Origin of the sequence: Chitinivorax sp. B, assembly GCF_005503445.1 — a bacterium.
Taxonomy (GTDB): domain Bacteria; phylum Pseudomonadota; class Gammaproteobacteria; order Burkholderiales; family SCOH01; genus Chitinivorax.
Window position 1 is genome coordinate 35,882 of record NZ_SCOH01000019.1, and the last position, 23,831, is coordinate 59,712.

Annotated in this window: 27 protein-coding genes; 6 read left to right on the forward strand and 21 right to left on the reverse strand. The window is 51.5% G+C overall.

Translation table 11 applies throughout. The features are described 5' to 3' along the window. Positions 1-14: 14 nt before the first annotated feature. The 4 genes from FFS57_RS12970 to FFS57_RS12985 all read right to left on the reverse strand — a co-directional run bounded on the left by FFS57_RS12970 (position 15) and on the right by FFS57_RS12985 (position 2,923). The gene (locus FFS57_RS12970; protein WP_137938228.1) at positions 15-1,385 is read right to left on the reverse strand and encodes an ATP-binding protein; all 1,371 of its coding nucleotides are present in this window, start codon (positions 1,383-1,385) and stop codon (positions 15-17) included. Next, positions 1,382-2,056, reverse strand: coding sequence for a response regulator transcription factor (locus tag FFS57_RS12975; RefSeq protein ID WP_137938229.1), 675 nt, complete (start codon positions 2,054-2,056; stop codon positions 1,382-1,384). The genes FFS57_RS12970 and FFS57_RS12975 overlap by 4 nt, the downstream gene beginning before the upstream one ends. Further along, on the reverse strand, positions 2,056-2,298 hold the full coding sequence (locus tag FFS57_RS12980) for a PepSY domain-containing protein (protein ID WP_137938230.1): 243 nt from the start codon (positions 2,296-2,298) through the stop codon (positions 2,056-2,058). The genes FFS57_RS12975 and FFS57_RS12980 overlap by 1 nt, the downstream gene beginning before the upstream one ends. Before the next feature lie 94 nt (positions 2,299-2,392). After that, on the reverse strand, positions 2,393-2,923 hold the full coding sequence (locus FFS57_RS12985) for a glycine zipper 2TM domain-containing protein (RefSeq protein WP_137938231.1): 531 nt from the start codon (positions 2,921-2,923) through the stop codon (positions 2,393-2,395). Between the two features lie 238 nt (positions 2,924-3,161). Between FFS57_RS12985 and FFS57_RS12990 the strand changes: the two genes are divergently transcribed. Continuing rightward, positions 3,162-3,770, forward strand: a complete 609-nt coding sequence (locus tag FFS57_RS12990; RefSeq protein WP_137938232.1) for a DUF6160 family protein — start codon at positions 3,162-3,164, stop codon at positions 3,768-3,770. Positions 3,771-3,789: 19 nt separating this feature from the next. On the opposite strand, the gene FFS57_RS12995 is transcribed toward FFS57_RS12990, so the two are convergent. From FFS57_RS12995 to nadD, 6 genes are all read right to left on the reverse strand, one after another. Then, positions 3,790-4,158 carry a diacylglycerol kinase gene (locus FFS57_RS12995; protein WP_137938233.1) on the reverse strand — a complete coding sequence of 123 codons (369 nt, stop codon included), beginning with the start codon at positions 4,156-4,158 and terminating at the stop codon, positions 3,790-3,792. A 64-nt stretch (positions 4,159-4,222) separates the two neighbouring features. Beyond that, positions 4,223-5,677: a ribonuclease G gene (gene rng / locus FFS57_RS13000; RefSeq protein ID WP_137938234.1), complete on the reverse strand. Its 1,455-nt coding sequence runs from the start codon at positions 5,675-5,677 to the stop codon at positions 4,223-4,225. Between the two features lie 56 nt (positions 5,678-5,733). Continuing rightward, positions 5,734-6,327, reverse strand: coding sequence for a Maf family protein (locus tag FFS57_RS13005; protein WP_137938235.1), 594 nt, complete (start codon positions 6,325-6,327; stop codon positions 5,734-5,736). Continuing rightward, positions 6,324-6,794 (reverse strand): 23S rRNA (pseudouridine(1915)-N(3))-methyltransferase RlmH, encoded by a 471-nt coding sequence (gene rlmH / locus FFS57_RS13010; RefSeq protein ID WP_137938236.1) that lies wholly within the window; start codon positions 6,792-6,794, stop codon positions 6,324-6,326. Before rlmH ends, FFS57_RS13005 begins: the two co-directional genes overlap by 4 nt. A gap of 33 nt (positions 6,795-6,827) precedes the next feature. Continuing rightward, positions 6,828-7,196, reverse strand: a complete 369-nt coding sequence (gene rsfS, locus FFS57_RS13015; protein ID WP_137938237.1) for a ribosome silencing factor — start codon at positions 7,194-7,196, stop codon at positions 6,828-6,830. 3 nt (positions 7,197-7,199) lie between these two features. Continuing rightward, positions 7,200-7,865, reverse strand: a complete 666-nt coding sequence (nadD, locus tag FFS57_RS13020) for a nicotinate-nucleotide adenylyltransferase (RefSeq protein ID WP_137938238.1) — start codon at positions 7,863-7,865, stop codon at positions 7,200-7,202. Between the two features lie 332 nt (positions 7,866-8,197). Between nadD and FFS57_RS13025 the strand changes: the two genes are divergently transcribed. After that, on the forward strand, positions 8,198-8,677 hold the full coding sequence (locus FFS57_RS13025) for an Lrp/AsnC family transcriptional regulator (protein WP_137938239.1): 480 nt from the start codon (positions 8,198-8,200) through the stop codon (positions 8,675-8,677). A gap of 6 nt (positions 8,678-8,683) precedes the next feature. Here FFS57_RS13025 and FFS57_RS13030 read toward each other — a convergent pair whose 3' ends face one another. The 9 genes from FFS57_RS13030 to ilvB all read right to left on the reverse strand — a co-directional run bounded on the left by FFS57_RS13030 (position 8,684) and on the right by ilvB (position 19,143). Next, positions 8,684-9,340, reverse strand: a complete 657-nt coding sequence (locus tag FFS57_RS13030; RefSeq protein ID WP_137938240.1) for a fumarylacetoacetate hydrolase family protein — start codon at positions 9,338-9,340, stop codon at positions 8,684-8,686. Positions 9,341-9,404: 64 nt separating this feature from the next. After that, positions 9,405-10,400: a C-terminal binding protein gene (locus FFS57_RS13035; protein ID WP_137938241.1), complete on the reverse strand. Its 996-nt coding sequence runs from the start codon at positions 10,398-10,400 to the stop codon at positions 9,405-9,407. A gap of 18 nt (positions 10,401-10,418) precedes the next feature. Next, positions 10,419-11,411, reverse strand: a complete 993-nt coding sequence (locus tag FFS57_RS13040) for a hypothetical protein (RefSeq protein WP_137938242.1) — start codon at positions 11,409-11,411, stop codon at positions 10,419-10,421. 1 nt (position 11,412) lies between these two features. Next, entirely contained in the window at positions 11,413-12,159 is a 747-nt protein-coding gene (locus FFS57_RS13045) for a 2OG-Fe dioxygenase family protein (protein WP_137938243.1), read from the reverse strand. Between the two features lie 615 nt (positions 12,160-12,774). Beyond that, entirely contained in the window at positions 12,775-14,577 is a 1,803-nt protein-coding gene (locus FFS57_RS13050) for a 2-isopropylmalate synthase (protein WP_137938244.1), read from the reverse strand. 108 nt (positions 14,578-14,685) lie between these two features. Further along, positions 14,686-15,468: a CDP-diacylglycerol--serine O-phosphatidyltransferase gene (gene pssA / locus FFS57_RS13055; RefSeq protein WP_137938245.1), complete on the reverse strand. Its 783-nt coding sequence runs from the start codon at positions 15,466-15,468 to the stop codon at positions 14,686-14,688. Between the two features lie 332 nt (positions 15,469-15,800). Beyond that, a complete protein-coding gene (gene ilvC, locus FFS57_RS13060) occupies positions 15,801-16,817 on the reverse strand; it encodes a ketol-acid reductoisomerase (protein WP_137938246.1) in 1,017 nt (338 codons plus the stop codon). A 63-nt stretch (positions 16,818-16,880) separates the two neighbouring features. Then, positions 16,881-17,372: an acetolactate synthase small subunit gene (gene ilvN, locus FFS57_RS13065; RefSeq protein WP_137938247.1), complete on the reverse strand. Its 492-nt coding sequence runs from the start codon at positions 17,370-17,372 to the stop codon at positions 16,881-16,883. 10 nt (positions 17,373-17,382) lie between these two features. Further along, a complete protein-coding gene (gene ilvB / locus FFS57_RS13070; RefSeq protein ID WP_137938248.1) occupies positions 17,383-19,143 on the reverse strand; it encodes a biosynthetic-type acetolactate synthase large subunit in 1,761 nt (586 codons plus the stop codon). A 423-nt stretch (positions 19,144-19,566) separates the two neighbouring features. On the opposite strand from ilvB, the gene FFS57_RS13075 reads away from it, so the two are divergent. Genes FFS57_RS13075 through FFS57_RS13090 form a run of 4 tightly spaced genes read left to right on the forward strand, consistent with a single transcriptional unit; the run spans position 19,567 to position 21,471 of the window. Next, complete coding sequence (locus FFS57_RS13075) at positions 19,567-20,136, forward strand: RNA polymerase sigma factor (RefSeq protein WP_137938249.1); 570 nt, start codon at positions 19,567-19,569, stop codon at positions 20,134-20,136. Continuing rightward, positions 20,129-20,500 (forward strand): DUF3619 family protein, encoded by a 372-nt coding sequence (locus FFS57_RS13080; protein WP_137938250.1) that lies wholly within the window; start codon positions 20,129-20,131, stop codon positions 20,498-20,500. The genes FFS57_RS13075 and FFS57_RS13080 overlap by 8 nt, the downstream gene beginning before the upstream one ends. Continuing rightward, positions 20,482-20,931, forward strand: coding sequence for a DUF3106 domain-containing protein (locus FFS57_RS13085; protein WP_137938251.1), 450 nt, complete (start codon positions 20,482-20,484; stop codon positions 20,929-20,931). The genes FFS57_RS13080 and FFS57_RS13085 overlap by 19 nt, the downstream gene beginning before the upstream one ends. Positions 20,932-20,937: 6 nt before the next feature. Continuing rightward, positions 20,938-21,471 carry an RDD family protein gene (locus tag FFS57_RS13090; protein WP_137938252.1) on the forward strand — a complete coding sequence of 178 codons (534 nt, stop codon included), beginning with the start codon at positions 20,938-20,940 and terminating at the stop codon, positions 21,469-21,471. A gap of 45 nt (positions 21,472-21,516) precedes the next feature. Here FFS57_RS13090 and lptG read toward each other — a convergent pair whose 3' ends face one another. Continuing rightward, entirely contained in the window at positions 21,517-22,593 is a 1,077-nt protein-coding gene (lptG, locus tag FFS57_RS13095) for an LPS export ABC transporter permease LptG (RefSeq protein WP_137938253.1), read from the reverse strand. Further along, positions 22,590-23,669, reverse strand: a complete 1,080-nt coding sequence (gene lptF / locus FFS57_RS13100) for an LPS export ABC transporter permease LptF (protein WP_137938254.1) — start codon at positions 23,667-23,669, stop codon at positions 22,590-22,592. The genes lptG and lptF overlap by 4 nt, the downstream gene beginning before the upstream one ends. Between the last annotated feature and the right edge of the window lie 162 nt (positions 23,670-23,831).

Here is a 23,831-nt window from a genome sequence, read left to right on the forward strand (position 1 = left end):
AGGAAAATCCGTGGTCACGCACCGGCTACAATGTTCAGGTTGACGGTAAAACAGGCCCCACCCAAACGCTTACTTCGTCCAACATCCAGCGTACCGCCATAGGCCGTTACAATATCTTTGACCAAGGCCAGCCCCAGGCCATGACCTGGGGCGCGTTCGTCGATACGTCCTCCACGGGCAAAGATGGCTTCGGCATCAGCTACTCCTGGGCCATTGTCTTCGATGACTATTGTCAGACGCTTGGGACTGCTGGCCATCGCCAGGTTCACCTGGCCTTTTGAAAACTTACAGGCATTGTCAAGCAGGTTTCCCACCAGTTCATACAAATCCCCCTGATCAATACGTGCCTGTAGATCTGTAGCAACATCCAGCGCAATGTTCACTGCCTTGTCAGCGTAGACCTTGCTGAGAGAACCGACGATCTTATCAATGTCCGGGCGCAGTAGAATCGGTGGTTGCAGGCTCGATGAACCTGCCGTAGATGCTCGTTGCAACTGGTATTGCACAATCTGATCCATCCGGCCCAGCTGCTCGGTCACCGTGTGGGCCATGGCAGGGTCGTTTTCCACTACTGCGTTACGCAGCACTGCCAATGGTGTCTTCAGACTGTGTGCCAGATCTCCTAATGCGTCACGATAACGCTGCTGCTGTGCTCGCTCGCGTCCCAGCATGTCGTTCAAGTTACGGGTCAGGCCAACCAGCTCGTCTGGATAGTCTTCGGCCAGATGATCACGCTGCCCACCTTCCACCTCGCGCAATTCGCGTACCACTCGGCGCAAGGGCTGCAGGCCCCAGCGCAATACCAGAAACTGCGTCACAATCAGCAGACAGGCCATGCCGCCCAACCAACCCCACAAGGCCCGACGATATCGTTGAATCTGGTTGAGGAAGGCTTGTTCATCCTCCGCCACACTGAATGTGAGTACAATGTGCTTTCGGCCGATCTGCCACTTCACACCGAAACCCAGTACAAAATAAGGCCGGCCGTGGCGATCACGCATCTCGGAAAACCGTTGTTCGCCGGGTGTCAGGACGCGTTCGAATGGAATATCAAGGCCAATAGTAGAGTTGGATTGCCATTCGGAATGAGCATTCAGGTCAGCAATGTTGGCATACAGACCCGAGCCCGGCAGGCCAAAACGCGGTTCGTTGAGCGCGGAAGGCATCACTACCTTGCCTGATGGGTCCAGTTCTGCCGCTGCCATCAGGACATAAAGTTGCCCAAGCAGGCGCTCCTGTCGAGCTTCCAGCGCACTTTCACGGAAAGCACGATCCAACGCCGCGGCAGTCAATGCAACAAAGACCAACAGTACCAACGCTGCCGACACCGCCACGCGCGCACGGATCGACATCAGTACGCGCATCAAGGGGGTGCGACGGGTCATGTCAAGGCAAAGCGATAACCGCGGCCACGCAGGGTTTCAATCGGCAAGAGCTTGCCTTCTGGGTCCAGCTTTTTGCGCAAACGTCCAATGATCACCTCAATCACATTGCTGTCACGCTCTTCATCGTGCGGATAAAGGTAATCACCCAATTCATCCTTGGCTACCACTTTATCGCGATGTTTCACCAAGTATTCCAGCATACGGTATTCAAACGTAGTCAGATCCAGCTCGACTCCTTCACGCCATACCTTTTGCGCGGACCAATCCAATGCCAACGGCCCAAACTCGATACGTGAGGATTGCACAGTACCCGCCGAACGACGCAACAGAGCTCGTACCCGAGCCAATAATTCCGGGAAGTCGAAAGGCTTGGTCAGATAGTCATCCGCCCCGGCATCCAGCCCTTCCACTTTTTCCTGCCAGCGGTTACGGGCCGTCAAAATCAGAATTGGCAAGGTTTTACCTGCGGCCCGTACGCGTTTGATCACTTCAATGCCAGACAATTTAGGTAGACCAAGATCGACAATCGCCACGTCAAACGGAAATTCACCTGCCAGATACAGACCATCTTCGCCATCGGCTGCGGATTCAACGGCGAACCCTTCCTGAGCCAACTGGCGGGTCAGAAATTCGCGCAATAGCGGCTCATCTTCAACAATCAATACTTTCATTACTGAACCGCTCCAGATTCGGCATCCACCAATATGATCCGTACTTCGCCCTTGGGGGTCAGAATCTTGACGCGATACACCTCGCGCCCACTCTGATCGGCCTTGTCGACCGACAGCACTCGCCCACCCGTAGAACGTTGGGCCGATGCCGCAGCCTCGTCACGGCTGACTTTGGCCGACCAGGCCGGAGCGGGCCCGAAAAGCATCGCCAACACAGCGACTAAGAACAGCGAACGGCGCATGGTGGATTTCCTTAATTTGTTCCTCACTGCCCCGCATTCTAGCTTGCGTCGGGGCTGGTGCAAATGTTACCTGTCAGGATAACGCATCACCGGCTCACTCTGCCGGGTCAACCGATACTCTTACGCGCATACGATTACCCGGATCATGCGGCATGATCGTTGTATAGCGCTGGCCCGCATATTCATATGTCACACGATATCCGGTTACGCGCGATTCCCAATTATCGATATTACGACAACGGCGCACTTCCCGCGGTTCATCATTGTAGACCTGCTCGATGCGCTCTCCGCCATTGTCCATGCGATCGCCGATCAATGCCCCAATCACTGCACCTGCAGCAGTCGCAGCCTCACGCCCATGACCTTTGCCCACTTGATTCCCCAGCACACCACCAGCAATACCACCAATCACAGCACCACCATAACTACGGTCCTGGCTGGGCAAGGCGGCACGACGGCCACCATCATAAATGTACTCGGTTGAGCAATCCTGGCGTGGCCGATTGACGCGCTCATACTCCGGAACGGCGCTTTTCACCCGTGCATAGTCGGTAAAAGACTCCGCGAAGCTTGGTACTGTCGCCAGACCAGTCATCAGCAATACAGTCAATTTGAGCTTGTTCATCTTGTTCTCCTGAGCAACGAACCATGTCGTCTTTTGATGAAGCCATGCTACGCTCCAGCGACTGAACCCAAACTGAATGTTTCCAACCCATTCAATTACTTGCGGATATAGCTTGTAGCGGTCTGTTGCGACTGCTATTCATGACTCCTGTCCACGCAACATACTGATTTGGTTATACCGATGCCAATGCCTATACTAGTGCAATAGCTCTAAAACAAATCAGACAGGACAATGGATCATGCTCAAGCTTTTATTGGTCGGCACGTTATGTTGCGGTGTCTGCCTTCCTGCTCAAGCCGATCTTTACCCGATGGATGACACTCGATTAAGTGAAACGACCGGACAGGAGGGGATCAGTTTTACCCTGAAACTCAAAACGCATATCGATTCGATCTCGTGGATCGATGACGGAAATCAGTTGGCCTTGGGGGATTTCGCCCTGGGCACTGGCAATTTGGTGGTCATCGATAACCAATCGAACCCGCTGACCCGCCTGTTGGGCTCAGTCATTAGAACTGGTTATCAGAATCCCATCCTGTTTCTGGCACCACTTCGTGTTGATGTCAAACCCTTGGGTGATGCCACGTTGACATTGACGCCGCTTGGCGGTGGTACACCACAAACCATAAGCTACGCAGACCTATATGGCACCATGGCAGTTGGAATTGGTATCGTCAATGATGACACCTCTCCTGCCGTCAACGCGATTGTGGTGGATTTCCCGCAAACCATTACTAACATGCGGGTAGGCTATATTTCGGTGGGGAAAGGCCCATCAATGGGAACGGTGGAAATGCGAGGCCTGGAACTATCCAGCATGCCGATTGCAATTTGGGGCACGCCCTAACAAGCTATACCATGAGTATTCAAGGGGTCAGAATCAACCCCCAGGTCAGGGCAATAATGCACAGCCCGATCATTTGAGCAGCACTACCCATATCCTTGGCACGTTTGGACAACTCGTGCCGCTCCAAAGAGATACGATCAATCGCCGCTTCGACTGCGGAATTGAACAGCTCAATCACCAGTGAAAACAGCACTACGGCAATCAGCAGTGCTTTCTCCAACCGCGTAACCTCTAACCAAAATGCCAGCGGAACCAGTACCAGCGCCATCCAGGTCAATTGCCGAAATGCAGCCTCACCGGTATAAGCCGCCTTCAAACCGTCGAGCGAATACGACGCGGCATTCAAAATACGTCGGATACCGGTTTTCCCTTTGAACGGACTCGTCATCTTGGCTACTCGACTGTTTCTTGGCTTTGTTTGCCAGGCTCACCATGAACCTGGCAATGGACTGTTACATCAGCACCACGTCGAACTGCTCTTGAAAATAGGCTGTTTCGACTTGCAGACTGATCGGCTTACCGATGAAGTCTGCCAGTTGCGCCAGACTTTGCGACTCTTCGTCAAGAAACATGTCGATCACGCTTTGCGAAGCAAGAATGCGGTACTCCTTCGCATTGTATTGCCGTGCCTCTCGCAAGATTTCCCGCAGGATTTCATAGCAGACGGTCTGAGCGGTCTTGATCTCACCCCTCCCCTGGCAGGTTGGGCAAGACTCACACAGCTGATGAGCCAGGCTTTCGCGGGTACGCTTTCGGGTTAACTCCACCAACCCCAAACTGGTGAAACCATTGACGGTCACCTTGGTACGATCTTTCGCCAGCGCCTTTTCCAACTCTGCCAGCACTGAATGGCGATGATCATCTGATTCCATATCGATGAAATCGATGATGATGATGCCACCCAAGTTACGCAACCGCAGTTGACGTGCAATCACCTGGGTTGCTTCCAGGTTGGTCTTGAAGATGGTTTCATCAAAGCTGCGATTACCGACAAAACCGCCAGTATTCACATCGATCGTTGTCAGGGCTTCCGTCTGGTCGATGATCAGATATCCGCCAAACTTAAGGTTGACCCGACGTGACAATGCGCGTTCGATTTCCGCCTCGACTCCATATAGCTCAAACAGGGGCCGGTCACCCGTATAGTGCTGAACTCTCTCAGTTGCATTTTGCACATAGGAGGTAGCAAATTCGGTCATCTTCTGGAAGGTTTCACGCGAATCGACAATAACGCGATCAGTTTCCAGATCGACAAAGTCGCGCAGCACGCGAATCGGCAAACTCAAATCCTGATACAGCACAGTTTGCGGTGGAACGCTACGAGATTTCTGGCGGATGTCCTCCCAAATACGGGACAGGTAGTCGATATCAGCCTTCAGCTCTTCGTCACTGGCCGTTTCAGCACTGGTACGAATGATGTAGCCATGACTGGATTCAGGGGGAAGGAGCGCTTCCAACCGTTCGCGCAGGTGTTCGCGTTCTTCCTCATCGACGATCCGTTGTGAAATACCGATGTGATTCTCTTGTGGCAAATGCACCAGGAAACGACCGGCAATGCTGATCTGCGTCGAAAGACGTGCCCCTTTGGTGCCAATGGGATCTTTGATCACCTGCACCAGCACTGCTTGTCCTTCATGCATCAGATGCTCGATACGTTGCGGCTCCCCCGGTGCCTGTCGCTGCTCAATCACATCGGCAATATGCAAAAATGCCGCGCGTTCCAAGCCAATTTCAATGAAGGCGGACTGCATGCCAGGTAATACACGGCGCACTTGGCCAAGATAGATGTTGCCAACCAAGCCGCGCTGCGCGGAACGTTCCAGGTGAATTTCCTGCACCACGCCTTCGGCCATGGTGGCCACGCGCGTTTCCTGCGGCGTGACATTGATAAGGATGTGTTCTTTCATGTCGCAAAAACGGCGGGTATGGCCCGCCGCTTTGTTGTGGATACCAGTCCAGACGGTTATAGCACGGGGCGCCCAAAATCGGCTAGTAAAGCCGCTGTCTCACACAATGGCAGCCCGACGATACCGGTAAAGCTGCCACGGATTTCTTCAACAAAGATACCGGCCAACCCCTGAATACCATAGGCCCCCGCTTTGTCCATCGGTTCCCCGGTATGGACGTAACCGTCAATTTCGTCGTCACTCAACGAACGAAAACGGACCGTACTCACGGATGTACGGACGATCATTCGCTCTGCATCGCACATTGCGACCGATGTGATCACTTGATGCTCGTTGCCCGACAAACGTCGCAAAATTGCTGCCGCATCGGCTGCATCATATGGCTTGCCAATGATCTCGTTCCCCAGTACGACCGTGGTATCAGCCGCTAGCAACGGACGTAGTGGTAGACCAAACTGGAGTACATGCGACCAGCCGTTCTTCGCTTTTTCACGTGCCAATCGCTCGGTATAGGCGATCGGGGCTTCGTCAGGTAACGGATCTTCGTTGATATCAGCGCGGATAACCTCAATCGGAATACCCAACTGGGTCAGCAATTCTTTACGGCGCGGGCTGCCGGACGCAAGATAGATTCGACGGTCAGAGATCATTCTCGATGATAGGGATGGTTGTTGATAATCGACCAGGCACGATAGAGCTGCTCGGCCAGCAACACCCGCACCATGCCATGGGGCATGGTCATGGCGGAGAGTTGCAACAGCTTACCAGCCTGTTGTTTGATAGCTGGATCCAGGCCATCAGCACCACCAATCACAAAGGCCACGTCACGCCCTTCGCTCAGCCATTGTTTCAGGCGCTCGGCCAGTTTGACAGTGGTCCAGTTCTCACCGCGCTCGTCCAGCGCAACCACTAGGCAGCCTGCCGGCAAAGCAGCGCCAATGCGGGCTTTTTCAGCCGCCATTACTTGGTGAGCAGTTTTGCCCCCCACGCGCTTTTCTGGTTTGATTTCCTTGAGTTCAATACTGCATTCGCGTGGCATGCGCTTAACATACTCGTTGAAACCCGTGTCGATCCAGTCCGGCTGCTTATGACCAACGGCCAGAATATGCAACTTCATTGCATCACCAGATCGATCAACAGTAAACCGGTTTTACTCAGCATGTTGCCAAGCTGCGGTCTTGGGGACATAGGTCGGTTTTTGCCCACCCCACAGTGCTTCCAGGTTGTAGTAATCACGAACAGCTGGCTGCATGACATGTACCACAATACTGCCCAGATCGACCAACACCCATTCACCGGATTGCTCGCCTTCCACACTCAGCACTTCGCCGCCAGCTTCTTTGACGTCTTCACGTACATTATTGGCCAGTGCTTTGACTTGGCGATTGGAGTCACCACTTGCCACGATCAGCCATTCAAACATTGATGTCAGCTTGCCAACATCCAGTACTACAATATCCTTGGCTTTGACATCTTCCAGGGCTTCGATCGCAATTTTCTTCAATTCTTCAGTATTCATGCATTACTCAACATACAGGGAATGTTCTTCAATGTAGCGCAATACGACATCCGGCAACAGATAACGTGGGCTGCGCCCGTTTTGTACCATGCGTCGGATGGCAGTGGACGAGATATCCAACTGCGTCACCGTCAGCGCCATCACCCGACCAGCTGGCGATTCGGTCAATGCCAATACATCATGGCAGACGCGATTTTCGTACTCCTGCAGCAACACTGCAGGCATCGCATCCTGCCAGGCATCAGACAGCAAACCAGGGCGATGGGCGACCACGATATGCGCCAGCTCAAACAGCTCACGCCAGCGATGCCAACCCGTCAAACCCACAAAAGCATCCGCCCCAGTCAACAGTACCAAAGGTTGCACCGGGCCATATGCACCGCGTAACTCCGCCAGTGTATCGACTGTGTAGCAATAGCCATTTCGAACGATCTCTCGCTCATCCAGCACAATCGATGCATGTCCTTGCACCGCGAGTCGCGCCATTTGTGCACGCTGCTCAGGCGATACCACCGGAGCTGCACGGTGTGGTGGCGTGCCGGTAGGAATCAAGTGCAAGCGCTTCAAACCCAAGGCATCAATCAGCTCTTGAGCAATACGCAGGTGGCCGAAATGAATAGGATTGAAGGTGCCGCCGAAAATACCAACAGGGTGTAAAGGCGTAGGCATGACGCGATTATAACCGAGTCAAGGACTTCCGACGGTACGTTCGTCGATCAGGATCAACTTGAAAACTTGCAGATGTATGCATAATTCCACCAAATGGCTGAAATACCTCAGCGATAAGTCGAACCTATTTCAGATCATTTCCGACCTTTGGTGGGGTTATTTTCCGACCTTTGGCTGATAGCCGTTATCAGTCGGCCCTGCCTACAATCGGCGCCCACATTGAAATCGTTCACATGAAATCGAATATGCGGCTAATGAAAAATTTATTTAGAAACCAGGTCGGATTCCGGCCCGATTTGACAGTACGCGCCACCAGCCTTTGAACGACCGCCATGATGAGTAAGACCACTCTCGATAACTATGATCTACAACTCCTTACCCTACTTCAGGAAAATGGGCGGCTAACCCAGTATGAACTTGCTCAGCACGTGGCTTTATCGCCATCTGCCTGCTATCGCCGTGTTCAGCGCTTACGCGAACTTGAGGTGATTCAACGAGATGTTGTCTTGATCAATCCGGATGAGGTTGGTCAGAAAATGCGCATGGTGCTCCAAGTTAGTCTTGCACATGAGCAAACTCACTTGCAGCAGCACTTTCACCGCGTCGTTCGCGAATCCCCGGAGGTACTGGAATGCTATAACGTTACTGGCAGCGCCGACTACGTATTGATTGTCAGCGTGCCAGACATGGCTGCCTTCAACATTTTTTCGCAGCGTGTATTGCTCTCCAACGCCAACATCCGTGAATTTGAGACAATGGTGGTGATCAGCACCATCAAATACTCCACGACCATTCCCATTGCGCAAACCTGACGTGAGCTAGGCAACGTCAAATTTAGCATGCAGCCGGTTCGCCAAATCCAGCTCGACGACATCCCCTGACTGCAATCGGCCAACGCCTTCAGGTGTCCCAGTAAAAATCAGATCACCTGGGCTTAGTGAAAATACCGTACTGAGATAGGCAATCAGATAAGAAATGTTGAACAGCATCAGCCGCGTATCACCTTGCTGTTTGATTTCGCCGTTCTGACGCATCCGGAATTGACAATGACCCGGATCGGGCAGCTCAGCTGCTGGCAAAAAATGAGAAACACAGGCTGCCCCGTCAAAACCTTTAGCCAGGGTCCATGGAAGCCCTTTCGCTTTGGCTTGTGATTGGATATCCCGCGCCGTGAGATCCAGGCCAATGCCATATCCCGCAATGTGCGCCAAAGCATCATCAGGTGCAATATGCTTACCACCCTTGCCAATCAACAGCACCAGTTCCGTTTCATAGTGTACATCTGCCGAAAAGGTTGGCAACACGATAGATTCGCCATCTGAATTGATTGCCGAAGTCGGCTTCAAAAATACCAGTGGCTTTTCTTCGATCTGGTTTCCCAGCTCTGCGGCATGTGCCGCATAGTTACGACCGATACAGAAGATGTTGGCTACCACAACCGCCTGACCATCATGTTGCATATAGACTTGTTTCATTACGCCCCCTTTTTACATCCAGAACTGGCCAATACAGGCCCGTTCTGGATGATCATTGACACAATCAACCAGCTTTCACACCGTTGACAATGTTCTGCAGTCGCTGATGTTGCAACGCCAACCACACGGTTCCCAACGCATCACGACGCATGTCCACGTATGCAGCATCCGAGTGGTAGGCATTGTGCGGGTTGATGACCAATCGCTCATGCAACCAGGGAGCACGTTCACGCCATGCGGCGATCAACGGATGGTCACTCGGCGGCTCTTGTGGCAATACGTCCAATGATGCACGGAAATATGGATTGGCCTGCATGTGCTCATACAGATCATCCAGGGAACGCAGAATCTTGCCGCGTGCAGTATTCACCAGAATGCCATCTGACCGCATGGCAGCCAGGAAACGTTGATCAATCAATCCTGTCGTTTCCGGGGTCAATGGGCAATGTAGCGAAACCACGTCGCAAGCTGATAACAGCTCGTCCAATTGTGACACACGTTGTACACCCAGCACTTTTTCCGTACCAGCCGGTACCACCGGATCATATGCCATTACCTGGAAACCCAGGGCTCGAAGACGCAACGCAGTAGCTGCACCAATCCGGCCGATACCAACCAGGCCAACTTTGCAGGCACGGGAACGCAGGGACCGTAACGAATTCTCCTGCCAGGTTTTGCCATAACTACGCGCCAATGCATCATGCCTGCCAATATTGCGGGTCATCGACAGAATCATGGCAACGGCACTATCTGCCACCTCTTCCGTACAATAGGAAGGATTGTTTGCAAAAGGGATACCACGACGCGCCAGAGCATCCCCATCCACCTGGTCATATCCAACACCATAACGCACGACGATTCGGCATTTCCTCAAGCGGCTGGCAGTGCAGTCGGTGAGCTTGGCGTGCCATACCAATAAGGCATCCACTTCGGCCAGATCCTGCTCGTTGAAGTCATATTCGTTCAGCGAATTGAAGAAGCGGAAGGTCATGCCATTTTCTTCAAATTCCTGCTCGATCGGGCCCAGGCTGGTAATTCTGTCTGTAATTCCAATAATCATTTCTGTCTTTCAACACACTTAATTCGATATGACCCGTAGCCGGCTATTGGCCAGCAACCGACTATTGACCAACACCGGGAGCAACATCAATGCACCGCCGAGTAGAAAAGCCGCGGCCACAGCCAATAACAGGCGCCCCAGCAATACACCGCTCCAATGCGCACCCAAGGCCATCATCAGTAGCGTCTCTTCGATCAAACCATGTGCCAACCCCATGAATGTCATGGTGACAAGAATGTCACGACGGGTGAATGCACGCTGTTTCAGCTCGTTCATCATCAATGCCCCACCGTATGAAATCCCGGCAATCATTCCAATTACATTGAAACTGGTGGTTTTCTGATCAGTCTTTAACAATGCATTCAATGGCCACATAACGTACTCCAGCAGCACATCAACCCGCAGCAGACGCAGTATTTTCATCAGCAGAATCAATGCCAGCACGATGAAATAGATCATGAACAGATTACGTACCTCACCCAATGCCCAGTCAGCCCATCCTGTTGCCGGCCCTTGCGCTGACAATGCAGGCAACGGTGCAATTGTCTGAAACAAGCCAAGCGACGCGTAGACCTTGGTCAACACCCAACCGGTCACGATTGCTCCGAAGAAGCGCAAGCAGCCCATATACATCACACGAATGCCAACCAGCTGGGTTACTCGCAACTCCATTGGAAAGGAGTGAGCGACCAGCACCATGGTCATCAGTACTGTTACCTGCGATACAGTTAATTGCAGATCGCCGGCATGTGACAAAAACACCAGAAAGGCAGAATACAGGTTGCCAACCAGTGCCGATGCCCACACGATGCCAGCTTCGGGCGGCAGCCCAACCCAAGTCATAAAGGGACTGAGCCCCTGATTGATCCAGACATTCAGACCCATCAAGTGAAATATCCGCACCAAAATCACAACAGGGACCGTGATTTTGATCAGTGGCAAGCTAGCCGACCAAGCCTCTTTCAGCAATGCATACGTGGCAGCACGCCAATCCAATCCGCTTCTGTTCATCTCATTCATCCAACAGGTTGTAATCGATCACCATAACGTCACGGTAACCCGCCTTTTCAGGTGATACTGGTAAAACCGGAGTCACTGCATGCATCACAACTTCGTCCGCCATCAAGATGCTGTCCATCGGTTTCTCCAAGGTCACTTCCGCGATTTCCCGTTTATCGTTGCTATAAATCTTCGATACCCCACCCATTACCGCTTCCCTGGCTATTAAGTGCATGCTGATAAACTTGTGCCCATCACGATGAATACCTTCTGGTGTTGGCAGCCCACTTTGTTGTGATGACGCCAAAATACGGAATTGATGAACAGTGATATCCCATCTCCTGGAAGTCACACTAAATGTTTGCCTTAAATGATCAAGGCTAGTATCGATTACATATTGCAGAAATCTATTTCTATAGGTCAAATCATGCATCGGTTCAAATACTCGATTAATACCACCAGCATAGGTATTAATATTTTTACCTTGGAAAAAGGTATTATTCTCAGACCGCTGCAGACTACCTGTCGCTTCATCCAGTACAAACCGTCCAAATCTACGCTGCCGAAAGGTCGCACCACCTTGCATGTATGGGTCAACAGGCAGATCATCCCAAGTTCTTGCCAAGGCTTGCCAGTGTCGAATTACTGATGACGGGATCAGCCATTCATTGTGTTTGATGATTTGAAATCCATTGGCTTGAAGTGATTCCTGCCCGTCATCAAAATTAATTACATTGACATCCAGATTTGTTGTTCTCATTCGCTTCTCCCATATTCTTCATAGCCTCCAGCCTTTCTTCCTGATTGAAGCGCCATTTCCATATTGATCAATATGAATTAGCTTTTATTTAACAGGGAATTTTCTAATTATTTATAACGATTTTCGCCTATTCGAATTCAATTTTTATCATAAAAAGCGGCATATTTTCTTATTTCAGGATTCTTGAGGATGGGAAACGCATGAATTTTTATCGACATGCCAACAGCAAGCGAAATGCATAATGCGCTAGTGCAAAAGTAGTTATTAATAAGCAGTCAGTAGGCGGATGTAGCTGAAGGGAAGGCAGGAGACTGCAGGTGAGACGAAAACGTTACTCAAACCGTGGAGAGCAAGTGTGCTGATTGTCAGCGAAATCAGACAACTGGAATGATTCTGATCGGGAGTGGTTAACCTGTGCTAAGAGCCGCTAACAAAACCCTTCTGGTGTTGTTGTGCAAACTCGTCGTACGCTCGTACTGCCTTTGTTTGCGCGCCTAACCAGAACCACTTCGCTGGGTTTTGTTAGCGGCTCTAAGTCAGGTAATTGGAAGAAACGTTAGCGGAAATTAACATAGCAAGAATGGGCGAACCAGGTCCGCCCCCCTCGTTCATTCTTTAGACCAGTGGCTGGGCGCGCACTTTTTCGGCCTTGTTGACCAGTTTGTTCAATGCCGACAAATACGCTTTGGCAGAAGCGGCAATGATGTCTGTGTCTGCCCCTTGGCCGTTGACGATGCGGCCGTCTCGAGCCAACCGCACTGTCACCTCGCCTTGGCTGTCAGTACCACTGGTGATCGCGTTGACCGAATACAATTGTAATTCGGCATGGCTTTCCACCAGCGCTTCGATTGCCTTGAAAGTGGCATCCACCGGGCCGGAACCCGTGGCCTTGCTACGTTTCTCATGTCCGTGATCAACGAACACGATTTCGGCGACGGGCTGTTCTCCTGTCTCCGTATGAGTCGCGAGCGAGACGAACTTGTAGTCCTCCTGCTCATGGGTAATCAGCTCGTCGCTGACCAGCGCGTGCAAGTCTTCGTCAAAGATCTCGCTCTTCTTGTCGGCGAGTTCCTTGAAGCGGGCGAAGGCGGCATTCAATGCCTCTTCGCTTTCCAATTCAATACCAAGCTCTTTCAGGCGTGTACGGAACGCATTCCGGCCGGAGAGCTTGCCTAATGTCAGTTTGTTGGCGTGCCAGCCCACATCTTCGGCACGCATGATTTCGTAGGTTTCGCGGTGCTTGAGCACACCGTCCTGATGGATGCCGGATTCATGGGCAAATGCGTTAGCCCCGACAATCGCCTTGTTCGGTTGAACCGGATAACCCGTAATGGTGGACACCAATTTGGATGTCGGGACAATCTGCGTCGTGTCGATCCGGGTATCCAGATTGAATAGGTCACGGCGGGTCCTCACCGCCATCACGATCTCTTCCAGGCTGGCATTACCAGCGCGTTCACCCAAACCATTGATGGTACATTCCACCTGTCGACAGCCTGCCTGCACGCCGGCCAGCGAATTCGCAACCGCCATCCCCAAATCGTTATGGCAATGTGTCGACCAGATCACCTTGTCAGCGCCTTTAACTCGCTCAATCAACGTCTTCAAGCGGTCGTACCAAACCGCAGGGATACTGTATCCCACGGTATCTGGGACGTTGATGGTCTTGGCGCCAGCCTCAATCACCGCTTCGAACACACGTACCAGAAAATCCGGCTCAGAGCGAACTGCATCCTCGGCAGAGAATTCGACGTCCTCGGTGTATTCCAAGGCAATCTTCACTGCTTTGACTGCGGCATCGACCACTTGATCTTCACTCATCCGCAGCTTGTTCTTCATGTGGATGGGGCTAGTGGCGATAAAAGTATGGATACGGCCCGACTTGGCTGGGCGAATCGCTTCACCAGCACGGCGGACATCATTCTCGTTGGCACGGGCCAATGAACAGACTGTCGAATCCTTGACGATTTCGGCAATCGCCCTGACCGCTTCAAAGTCACCCGGGCTGGCGGCAGCAAAACCCGCCTCAATCACGTCTACTCCTAGCCGTTCCAGCTGGCGCGCAATGCGGATTTTCTCTTCCTTGGTCATCGATGCGCCGGGGCTTTGTTCCCCATCACGCAAGGTGGTGTCGAAAATAAACAAGCGATCAGTCATGGTCGGCGTACTCCAGCTGAAGGTGGGATGAGCCATCGCACCAGATTGGACAGAATAATCATGAATATTGAAAGGTCGGCCGATTGCCTGGGCAAGGGCAGCCAGCTTGGTGATCTGGGCCGACGGAATACTGCCTCGCTCCCGCCATTTATAGATGGCGGCTCGCGATAAAGGGTCATCAGGGAAAATGCGATTGAAGTCTTCGGCCAGCTTGGAGGGACCGCCAAAGTCGGCGATTAGACGTTCAATGTCGAATGACATGGCACTATCCTGTGAGTACGATGCCTCACAGGATAGTTACAAATAGACTATGTGTCAAACAACAGAATTAAAGCTCGAGAAGAACCGAATCATAATTAGACTTTTTGTCTAACTATGATTCGGTTCATTGCTTACCTTGCTAACAGGCTTACGCTTGATCAACCGCCATAAAGCCAAGCCATAACCGACCAAGGTATATATTACGAACAGACCGAACATAACTTCAGCCGGACCACTGGACACTGCCACGATAAACAGCACCACCATCAGCAAAGTCACAAATGGCACAGCCTTACGAGCATTGATTTCCTTGAAGCTGTAAAACGGTATGTTGCTGACCATGGTCAAGCCTGCAGCAAGCGTAAAAATCAGCGCAATCGGACGAACCGCCTCACCTTCGATACCATATTCAGTACATACCCACACCAAGCCAGCCACCAATGCTGCAGCTGCCGGGCTGGGTAGCCCTTGAAACCATCGTTTGTCCTGCACTGACAGCATAGTATTGAAGCGGGCTAGTCGCAATGCCGCACCAACTGCATAAATGAAAGCAACGATCCAGCCGATCTTGCCAAGGTCCTTCAACGCCCAGACGTATACGACCAATGCGGGTGCAATCCCAAAACTGACCATATCCGACAAGCTATCATACTCCGCCCCAAAAGCGCTCTGCGTATGTGTTAGCCGTGCCACCCGGCCATCCAGTCCATCTAGTACCATGGCCACAAAAATGGCAACTGAAGCATGCAGAAAGCGGCCATTCATGGCCTGTACAATGGCATAGAAACCACCGAACAAGGCGGCGGTGGTAAATAGATTAGGTAGCAGATAGATACTTTGCTGGCGCAAAGTCATATCGCGCACATCGCGACGACGATTGGACGGGTGCATAAATTCTGCTTAAAAAGTTAGGGGAATTTTATTCGTCAAATAAACAACACATCGGGTAACTTGTACCAAGCCCCCAGACCCAATTGCATTGTCTTGGACATCAACCCAGGGCAGGCTCTCGAATCAGGTATGCCTGCACCTGAATAGCAGTTGGATCGGCTGTCAATTTTACTATGAAAGCATAGCGGATTTATGTTGCTAAACGGCATTCTTACCGACAGGCTCGCCGCAAACCATATCACCAGATGGCGATACTGCCAATTTCCCACCTGAAAAGTAAAAACGGCCCCGAACCTGTCGGAGCCGCGTCGGATCAAATCGCTTGAGGCGATTTAGTTCTTGGACTGATCAACCAGCTTGTTGGCCTTGATCCAAGGCATCATGTCACGCAGTTGCTCACCCACCACTTCGATCGGGTGAGCTGCAGTCAGACGACGACGCGCGGTCATCGACGGATAGTTGGTCTTACCTTCCAAGATGAACATTTTGGCGTACTCGCCGCTCTGAATGCGCTTCAGGGCGTTACGCATCGCCTCACGCGACTTCTCGTTGATCACCTCAGTACCAGTGACATATTCACCATATTCGGCATTGTTGGAGATCGAGTAGTTCATGTTGGCGATACCGCCTTCGTACATCAGATCAACAATCAGCTTCAGTTCGTGCAGACACTCGAAGTAAGCCATTTCCGGTGCGTAGCCTGCTTCGGTCAGGGTTTCGAAACCCATTTTCACCAACTCCACCGCACCACCACACAATACAGCCTGTTCACCGAACAGATCCGTTTCGGTTTCTTCACGGAAGTTGGTTTCGATCACGCCACCCTTGGTGCCGCCATTAGCCGCAGCATAAGACAACGCGATATCACGAGCCTTGCCTGATTTATCCTGGTATACCGCGATCAACGATGGCACACCACCACCACGCTTATATTCGGAACGAACAGTGTGACCCGGGCCCTTCGGTGCAACCATGATTACATCCAGATCAGCGCGCGGTACGATCTGGTTGTAATGGATGTTGAACCCGTGAGCGAACGCCAGTGTGGCACCCTGCTTGATGTTAGGCTCGATATCGTTCTTGTAAACCTCTGGTTGCGATTCGTCCGGCAACAGGATCATGACGACATCAGCGTTTTTGACTGCGTCGGCCACTTCGGCCACTTTAAGGCCGGCACCTTCTACTTTTTTCCAAGAAGCACCGCCCTTACGCAGGCCAACCGTTACATCCACACCAGAGTCAGTCAGGTTTTGTGCATGAGCATGGCCTTGCGATCCATAGCCAACGATGGTGACTTTTTTGCCCTTGATCAGGGAGAGATCGGCGTCTTTATCGTAAAAAACTTTCATGGGAATTCCTTTCGTGAAGGCAAGCCTATCTGGCATGCACTTGTTCTATATTAGTTTGGTGGATCAGATCTTCAGGATACGTTCGCCACGGCCAATGCCGGATGCGCCAGTACGGACAGTTTCGAGAATCACCGCCCGATCCAGCGCTTCGATAAACGCATTGAGTTTGTCACCCGTACCGGTCAGCTCGATCGTGTAAGTCTTTTCAGTGACGTCGATGATGCGGCCACGGAAAATGTCGGCCATCCGCTTCATTTCCTCACGGTCTTTTCCGGTGGCACGCACCTTGATCAGCATCAATTCGCGCTCGATATGATCCGACTCGTTGAGGTCGATTACCTTGACGACTTCGATCAACTTGTTGAGCTGTTTGGTGATCTGTTCGATCACGTCGTCAGAGCCGGTGGTCACCACTGTCATACGCGATAGAGTTGGGTCTTCAGTTGGCGCCACACTCAACGATTCAATGTTGTAGGCACGCGCCGAGAACAAGCCAGCCACACGTGACAGCGCACCAGCTTCGTTTTCGATCAAAATGGATAGTATGTGTCGCATGGGCGTCCTCTTAACTCAGATTGCCGTAATCGCGTTCTTTGCTTGATGCCACTTGCTGCAGATTGCGCATGTGGGGCGGCAAATCCATCTGATTCAGGCCTTTGCCGTTTTGAACCATCGGGAACACGTTTTCTGTCTGGTCGGTGAGGAAATCCATGAACACCAGACGATCTTTCATCGCCAGTGCTTCTTTCAGCGCCCCTTCCACATCAGCGGGGCGCTCAATACGCATGCCAACATGGCCATAAGCTTCAGCCAGCTTGACGAAATCCGGCAAGGCATCCATATAGGACTCAGAATAGCGGTTGCCATAGAAGAATTCCTGCCACTGCCGAACCATGCCCAAATAGCGATTGTTCAGGCTGATGATCTTGACTGGTGTATGGTATTGCTTCGCGGTTGAGAGCTCTTGGATGTTCATCTGGATTGAAGCTTCACCAGTGATACAGCAGACATCCATGTCCGGATTGGCCAGTTTGGCCCCCATTGCATATGGCAAGCCGACACCCATAGTGCCCAACCCACCAGAGTTGATCCACTGACGAGGGCGGTCAAATTTATAGTATTGCGCAGCCCACATTTGATGCTGACCCACATCCGACGTAACAATCGCATTACCGCCGGTCAGCTCGTATAAGGTCTGCACCACATATTGTGGCTTGATGATTTCATCAGAATTCTGGAAGAACATGGAGTTCGGCGCACGCCACTCACTGATCTGTTGCCACCAGGCATCCAACGCCTTCGGGTCTGGGCGCTCATTGGTCTGTTTCAACAGGTTCAACATTTCGTCCAGTACATCGCGTACATTCCCGACGATTGGAATATCCACTTTAACCCGCTTGGCAATTGAGCTGGGGTCGATATCAATGTGAACAATCTTCTTCGGGCTGGACAGGAAATGACTGGGAACGGAGATTACCCGGTCATCAAAACGCGCACCGATTGCAATCAGTACATCGCAATACTGCATCGCCAAATTGGCTTCATATGTACCATGCATGCCCAGCATGCCGAGGTTTTGCTTATCCGAACCTGGATAAGCCCCCAAGCCCATCAGGGTATTGGTACATGGCAATCCAAGGCTGCGAACCAGCTCAGTTACCTGGGCTGATGCATTGGACAATACCGCGCCACCGCCAATGTAAACCAGCGGCCGCTTCGCATCCATCAACAGATTGACGGCTTTTTTAATTTGGCCGGGATGCCCTTTGGTGATCGGCGTATAAGAACGCATGGTCACACTACTTGGGTAATTGAATTCGGCCTTCTTCAGCGTGACATCCTTCGGGATGTCGATCACTACTGGGCCAGGCCGGCCTGTTGTGGCAATGTAGAATGCCTTCTTGATGGCTGCCGCCAGATCATTGATGTCTTTGACGAGAATATTGTGCTTCACGCAAGGCCGGGTACATCCGACCATGTCTACTTCCTGAAAAGCATCCAGGCCGATTGCCGCGGTGGGCACTTGACCAGAGATTACAATCAATGGAACAGAATCCATATAAGCAGTCGCAATACCAGTGATGGCATTGGTTGCACCGGGACCACTCGTGACCAGCGCCACACCGACTTTGTTACTGGAACGCGAGTAGGCATCGGCCGCATGGACGGCCGCTTGCTCATGTCGAACCAGCACATGCTTGAAGGCTTCTTGCCTGAAGATGGCATCGTAAATTTCGAGAACCGCGCCGCCCGGGTAACCGAAGACGTATTCAACGCCTTCTTCCTGCAGACAGCGCACAACGATCTCTGCGCCTGAAAGTTCCATAACAGTCCTCTGCTCACTCGAAGGAGCTTTTTTCAATTGAAGGATTTTTCGTTCCCGAAGGGTGCTTGCCTTGGGATCAGGAACAGGCTCAGTCACTGGTGGTCAACTTTGCTGTCTGTGGTTACACGGAGCTCAAAGAGCATCACGCATGAGTCGAAACACGGTTCCGACTTTTGGCCGCTCGCAACCAGCTTTGTGTGCCAATCGTGCAAGCGACGCGGGGAACCCGGTAAGGGAACCTCAAAATTACCCGAACACCCGAAAGCGGTCAAGCCCCTTTGATGCGGCGCAACAGTCAATATGGCACAGTACGCACATGGGAAGAGTCGTTTGATTTTGCTAAGATTGCCGGCTTGCTCGGGCAAACACAGGCGAAATGGTTCGGCGTCTGACGAATCGGAACTTAATTAACGGAGGCAATGTCTGGCAAGCTTCGAGGAATTGTCGGCTTTTTTGGGCAGCGTCGATCGACGTGCATTCAAGTACGCCTTGTTCGCAGTGCGCGACGAGGATACAGCCTTGGATATTGTGCAGGACACCATGCTCAAGCTGACGGAAAAATACGCCGGACGGCCCGCCGACGAGCTGCCTGCCTTGTTTCAGCGCATTTTGCAGAACCAGATCCGCGACTATTATCGTCGGACCAAGGTACGATCCCTGTGGCTAACCTTGGTGTCGGCTTTCAATACCAAGAAAGACACTGTCGATGGCGATACCGCTGACATCATCGATATCGATTCGGAACAGGAGTGTCACGAATCTGCAGAAACATTGTTGGATCGCGATCGGATACTGGCAGTAGTTGAGGAAGGATTGTATCGACTACCTCCTCGTCAACGAGAGGCCTTCCTGCTGCGTTATTGGGAAGAGATGGATGTGGCAACAACTTCAGCCATCATGGGGTGCTCGGAAGGTAGCGTAAAAACGCATTGCTCCCGGGCAACTCACACATTGGCTGAATGGCTGCGGAATCGAGGAATAGGCAATGATTGAAGACAGGATAGTCCGACAGGTCAAACAGTATCTGGATGCCAACATGGCACAGCTGGATGACAATGCTGCCCAACGTCTGACATTGGCCCGTCAACGCGCGCTGCAAGCCTATGTGCAGAAAACACCTTTTTGGACACGGGTTATGGCAGGGCTACAAAGTTGGCTGATACGTCATGGCTGGCAGCCACGTGTGTTGTCAGCTTGGGTTTCCGCGGCCTTGTTGCTAGCCATGGTGACCGGCACCCATCACGTCTTGAACGACGATTGTTATGACGAAGAAGTCGATGCAGTACTACTGGCAGATGAATTGCCATTGGGTGCTTATGTCGATAATGGGTTTGATCAATGGTTAGAACAGCTCTGATATTGGCAGTCTGGTGGGCTCAAGCCAGTTTGGTTTGGGCTGGTGCTCCTGATGGATGGGAAACACTGACAACAGCACAACAACAAGTATTACAACCGGTGCAAAGTGAATGGCATCAATTTCCGGCCTTACAGCGCCAGCGATTGATTGTTCTGGCCAACAAATTCCCAGCCATGAAACCCACTGAACAACACCGCATTCAGTCGAAGCTGCGAGAATGGGCCAAATTGACACCGGAACAACGTACACTGGCGCGAAAAAACTACAGACAATTACATCAACTCCCGTCAGACAAGCGTCGCCATGTCAAGCAACGCATCAAGCAGTCTGGAAATCGAACCATCATGCCCAAGACAACGACAACGGTGACACCATTGCCGCCTCAGGAAGCTGACAAGCCTGCTCCCTCCTCCCAACCACCACAAAACTGAACCATCATGCCACTTGAAGAAATGACGCGCGCCGGCCTTGGCCGGCGTTTGCTTTGCCTGGTTTATGAATTTCTGATTCTGTTTGCACTGTCGTTTGTGATTTTGTTGATCCCGATGGCAATCCTACCTCTGCTTGGCAAGACAGAGGCGAATAGCCAGGCTGACCACTTTTGGATTTGGCGAATCGTCTGGTTGTTATTGTTAGGTGCCAACGCTTGGTATCTACTACGTAGCTGGACACACGGTGGCCAGACATTGGCAATGCGAGCTTGGCGAATGCGACTTGTGACACAAACTGGCCAGCCATTGATATTGGGACAGGCAGCAATTCGGTTGCTATTGGCTTCTTTAGGCTATGCAACCCCACTTGCCATGGCGGTCTGGGCCTACGCTCACCCTGAAAGTCGCCCATTGCTTTGGGGTAGCCTGGGGTTTCTTGCAACAATGCTGGCCTGGGCCTTGATTGATAAGGACAAACAGTTTCTGCATGATCGGCTGGCTGGTACTTGCATTATTCGGGTACCTGCTGCAAAAAAATAAGCGCTGTTTTGACAGCGCTTATTCCGGGATAGCAGAATCAACAGGCTAACGCCGTTCCTGATACCACAACATACCTGCTCCCAGCAGAATCACGATCAATGAAGGGAATCCGGCGGACAACAATGGATTCCAGTCATACAACAATCCCAAATGCTTGAACAAGCTGTTCACAAAATGGAAAACCAGTCCAAGCATGATACCAACAAACAGCTTCAAGCCAACGTTGCTGTGACGCCGCTGAGTTTGCGAAAACGGTAACGCCAACAGCATCATACAGATCGATACCATCGGGTACAGCAACTTGCTCCACAAAGCGATTTCATAGCGCGAAGCCTTCTGCTTGTTTTCCTTCAGATGCTTGATGTAGTTCCATAGGTCCGCGACTGGCATATGCTCGGGCACGACCAACAAGATTGACAGCACATTCGGCGTCAGGACGGAGCTCCAGGCGGATTCACTACGCCTGACCACACTGACCTGCTGACTGCCGAACATTCGCGTTTCCGTTACACCCGTCAGTTGCCAATGACCATCACTTTGATGACGCCCTTCTTTTGCGTTCAAGATGGACTTCAGGTTGTAACGGTCATCAAATGAATACACCCTCAGGTCACGTAACGTATTGTCTGGCAAGACTTGGCGAACATTGATGAAATGCCGATCATCCTTGACCCACAATCCAGAACGGAATTCCTGTGCAACCACCGAATTGGTAGCCTGTAAACGCAACTGATTTGCAGCCCGTTCTGCCGGTGGCGCAACATACTCGCCAAAGACAAACGTCAACAATGCAAACAACAAGCCTGCGGGCAACAAGTAACGCACAACCCCACCGGTCGACACGCCTGAGGCACGAATAATGGTGTATTCGGAGTTCGACGACAATGTGGATAATGTAAACAACGAGCCAATCAGTACCGCAACTGGAAACAGTTCATAGACATGGGCCGGCAAACTTAGCCCGACAAACATGAAAACATAATGCAGCTTGTAGTTGCCCTTGCCCATGTCATCGAGTTGATTGATAACATCAAAGAAAGCAAACAGCCCCAACAACACGGTAAAAATCAGCAATGTCCCTTTGAGGATCTCTGACGAGAGATAGCGCGACAACATATTCATGCGCCCATCCTCCATTGATGCAATTTACCAGAGCGCAATGCCAGCAGGACAAAGATCAACCCCATCAACGTCAGATGAACCGGCCACAGACCGATAATCGGGTGAACCTTGCCTTGGGCGATCCAGGCCTGCATCACCGACAGCATATTGCTGTAAACCATATAAATCAGAATTGCCAATACCAGGTTGAGCGAGCGACCTGCCCGCGGCTTGACGAAGGACAATGGCACCGCCAACATCACCAACAACACAGCACCAATCGGTGAACCTAGGCGCCAGGCTAGTTCGGCATGCTTTTCATTGTTCAGATCACGAAGCAACTCCTGCGTGCGTACCCCTTGTATGGGTGATGCAGATAAGGCGCCATCCCTAGGTGGAACCAACACGGTATAACGTTGGAATTCAATAATCCGGTATACCGATGAGCCCGGTTCACCTTCATACTGGCGGCCATTGGTCAGTACCAGAATTCGGTTTCCGGCATCATCTGCACTCAGATAACCCTGATTGGAGCTGACCAGACGAATTTTCCCGTTTTTTTCACTTTGCACAAAAATATTCGTCGCAGAACCATTATCACCGCTGAAATTCTCGATAAAAAACACGCGATCAGCCTGTTTTGATTCTTTAAAAATACCAGGCGCAATCGCTGCTGTTTCATCTTGCGACATCAATTTTTGTCGATAAGTATCGCTTTTCCGGACAGCCCAAGGTGACAGGCTGAAGCTCAAAATAGCGATCAGCAACAAGATTGGCGTGGCAAAGCTTAATGTCGGCTTGATCCAGTCCGACACGCTGAGACCGGAGCTTTGCCAGACCTCCATTTCATGATCCCGGTGGGAACGCGTCAAGGCCAACAGAATGGCAATGAACATTGATAGAGACAATAAAATCGGCAAATAACGCAAGGCAGCAAAGCCAAGGGTGATCATCACAGCTTCGGTTGCCAGTCTTCCACTGGCGGCCATACCAAGAAAACGTACGATCAGGGTCGTACAGATGATGGCCAGCAGCACCAGGAACACTGCCAACGTCAGCACCGTCAGCTCACGCTTATAGGTACGGGCGAATATCATGTTTGGGAACTATCTTTGACATTTCCAGTGAAAATTCTGGATAATTTGATTTTCGTTTCGTTTATCACTAATTCTAAAATATCGACACGTGACGCCGCCTGATAATTATGTCGGCATTCGTTTTCAGATATACAGCAGCGTGATAGGGAAATAATGCCAATA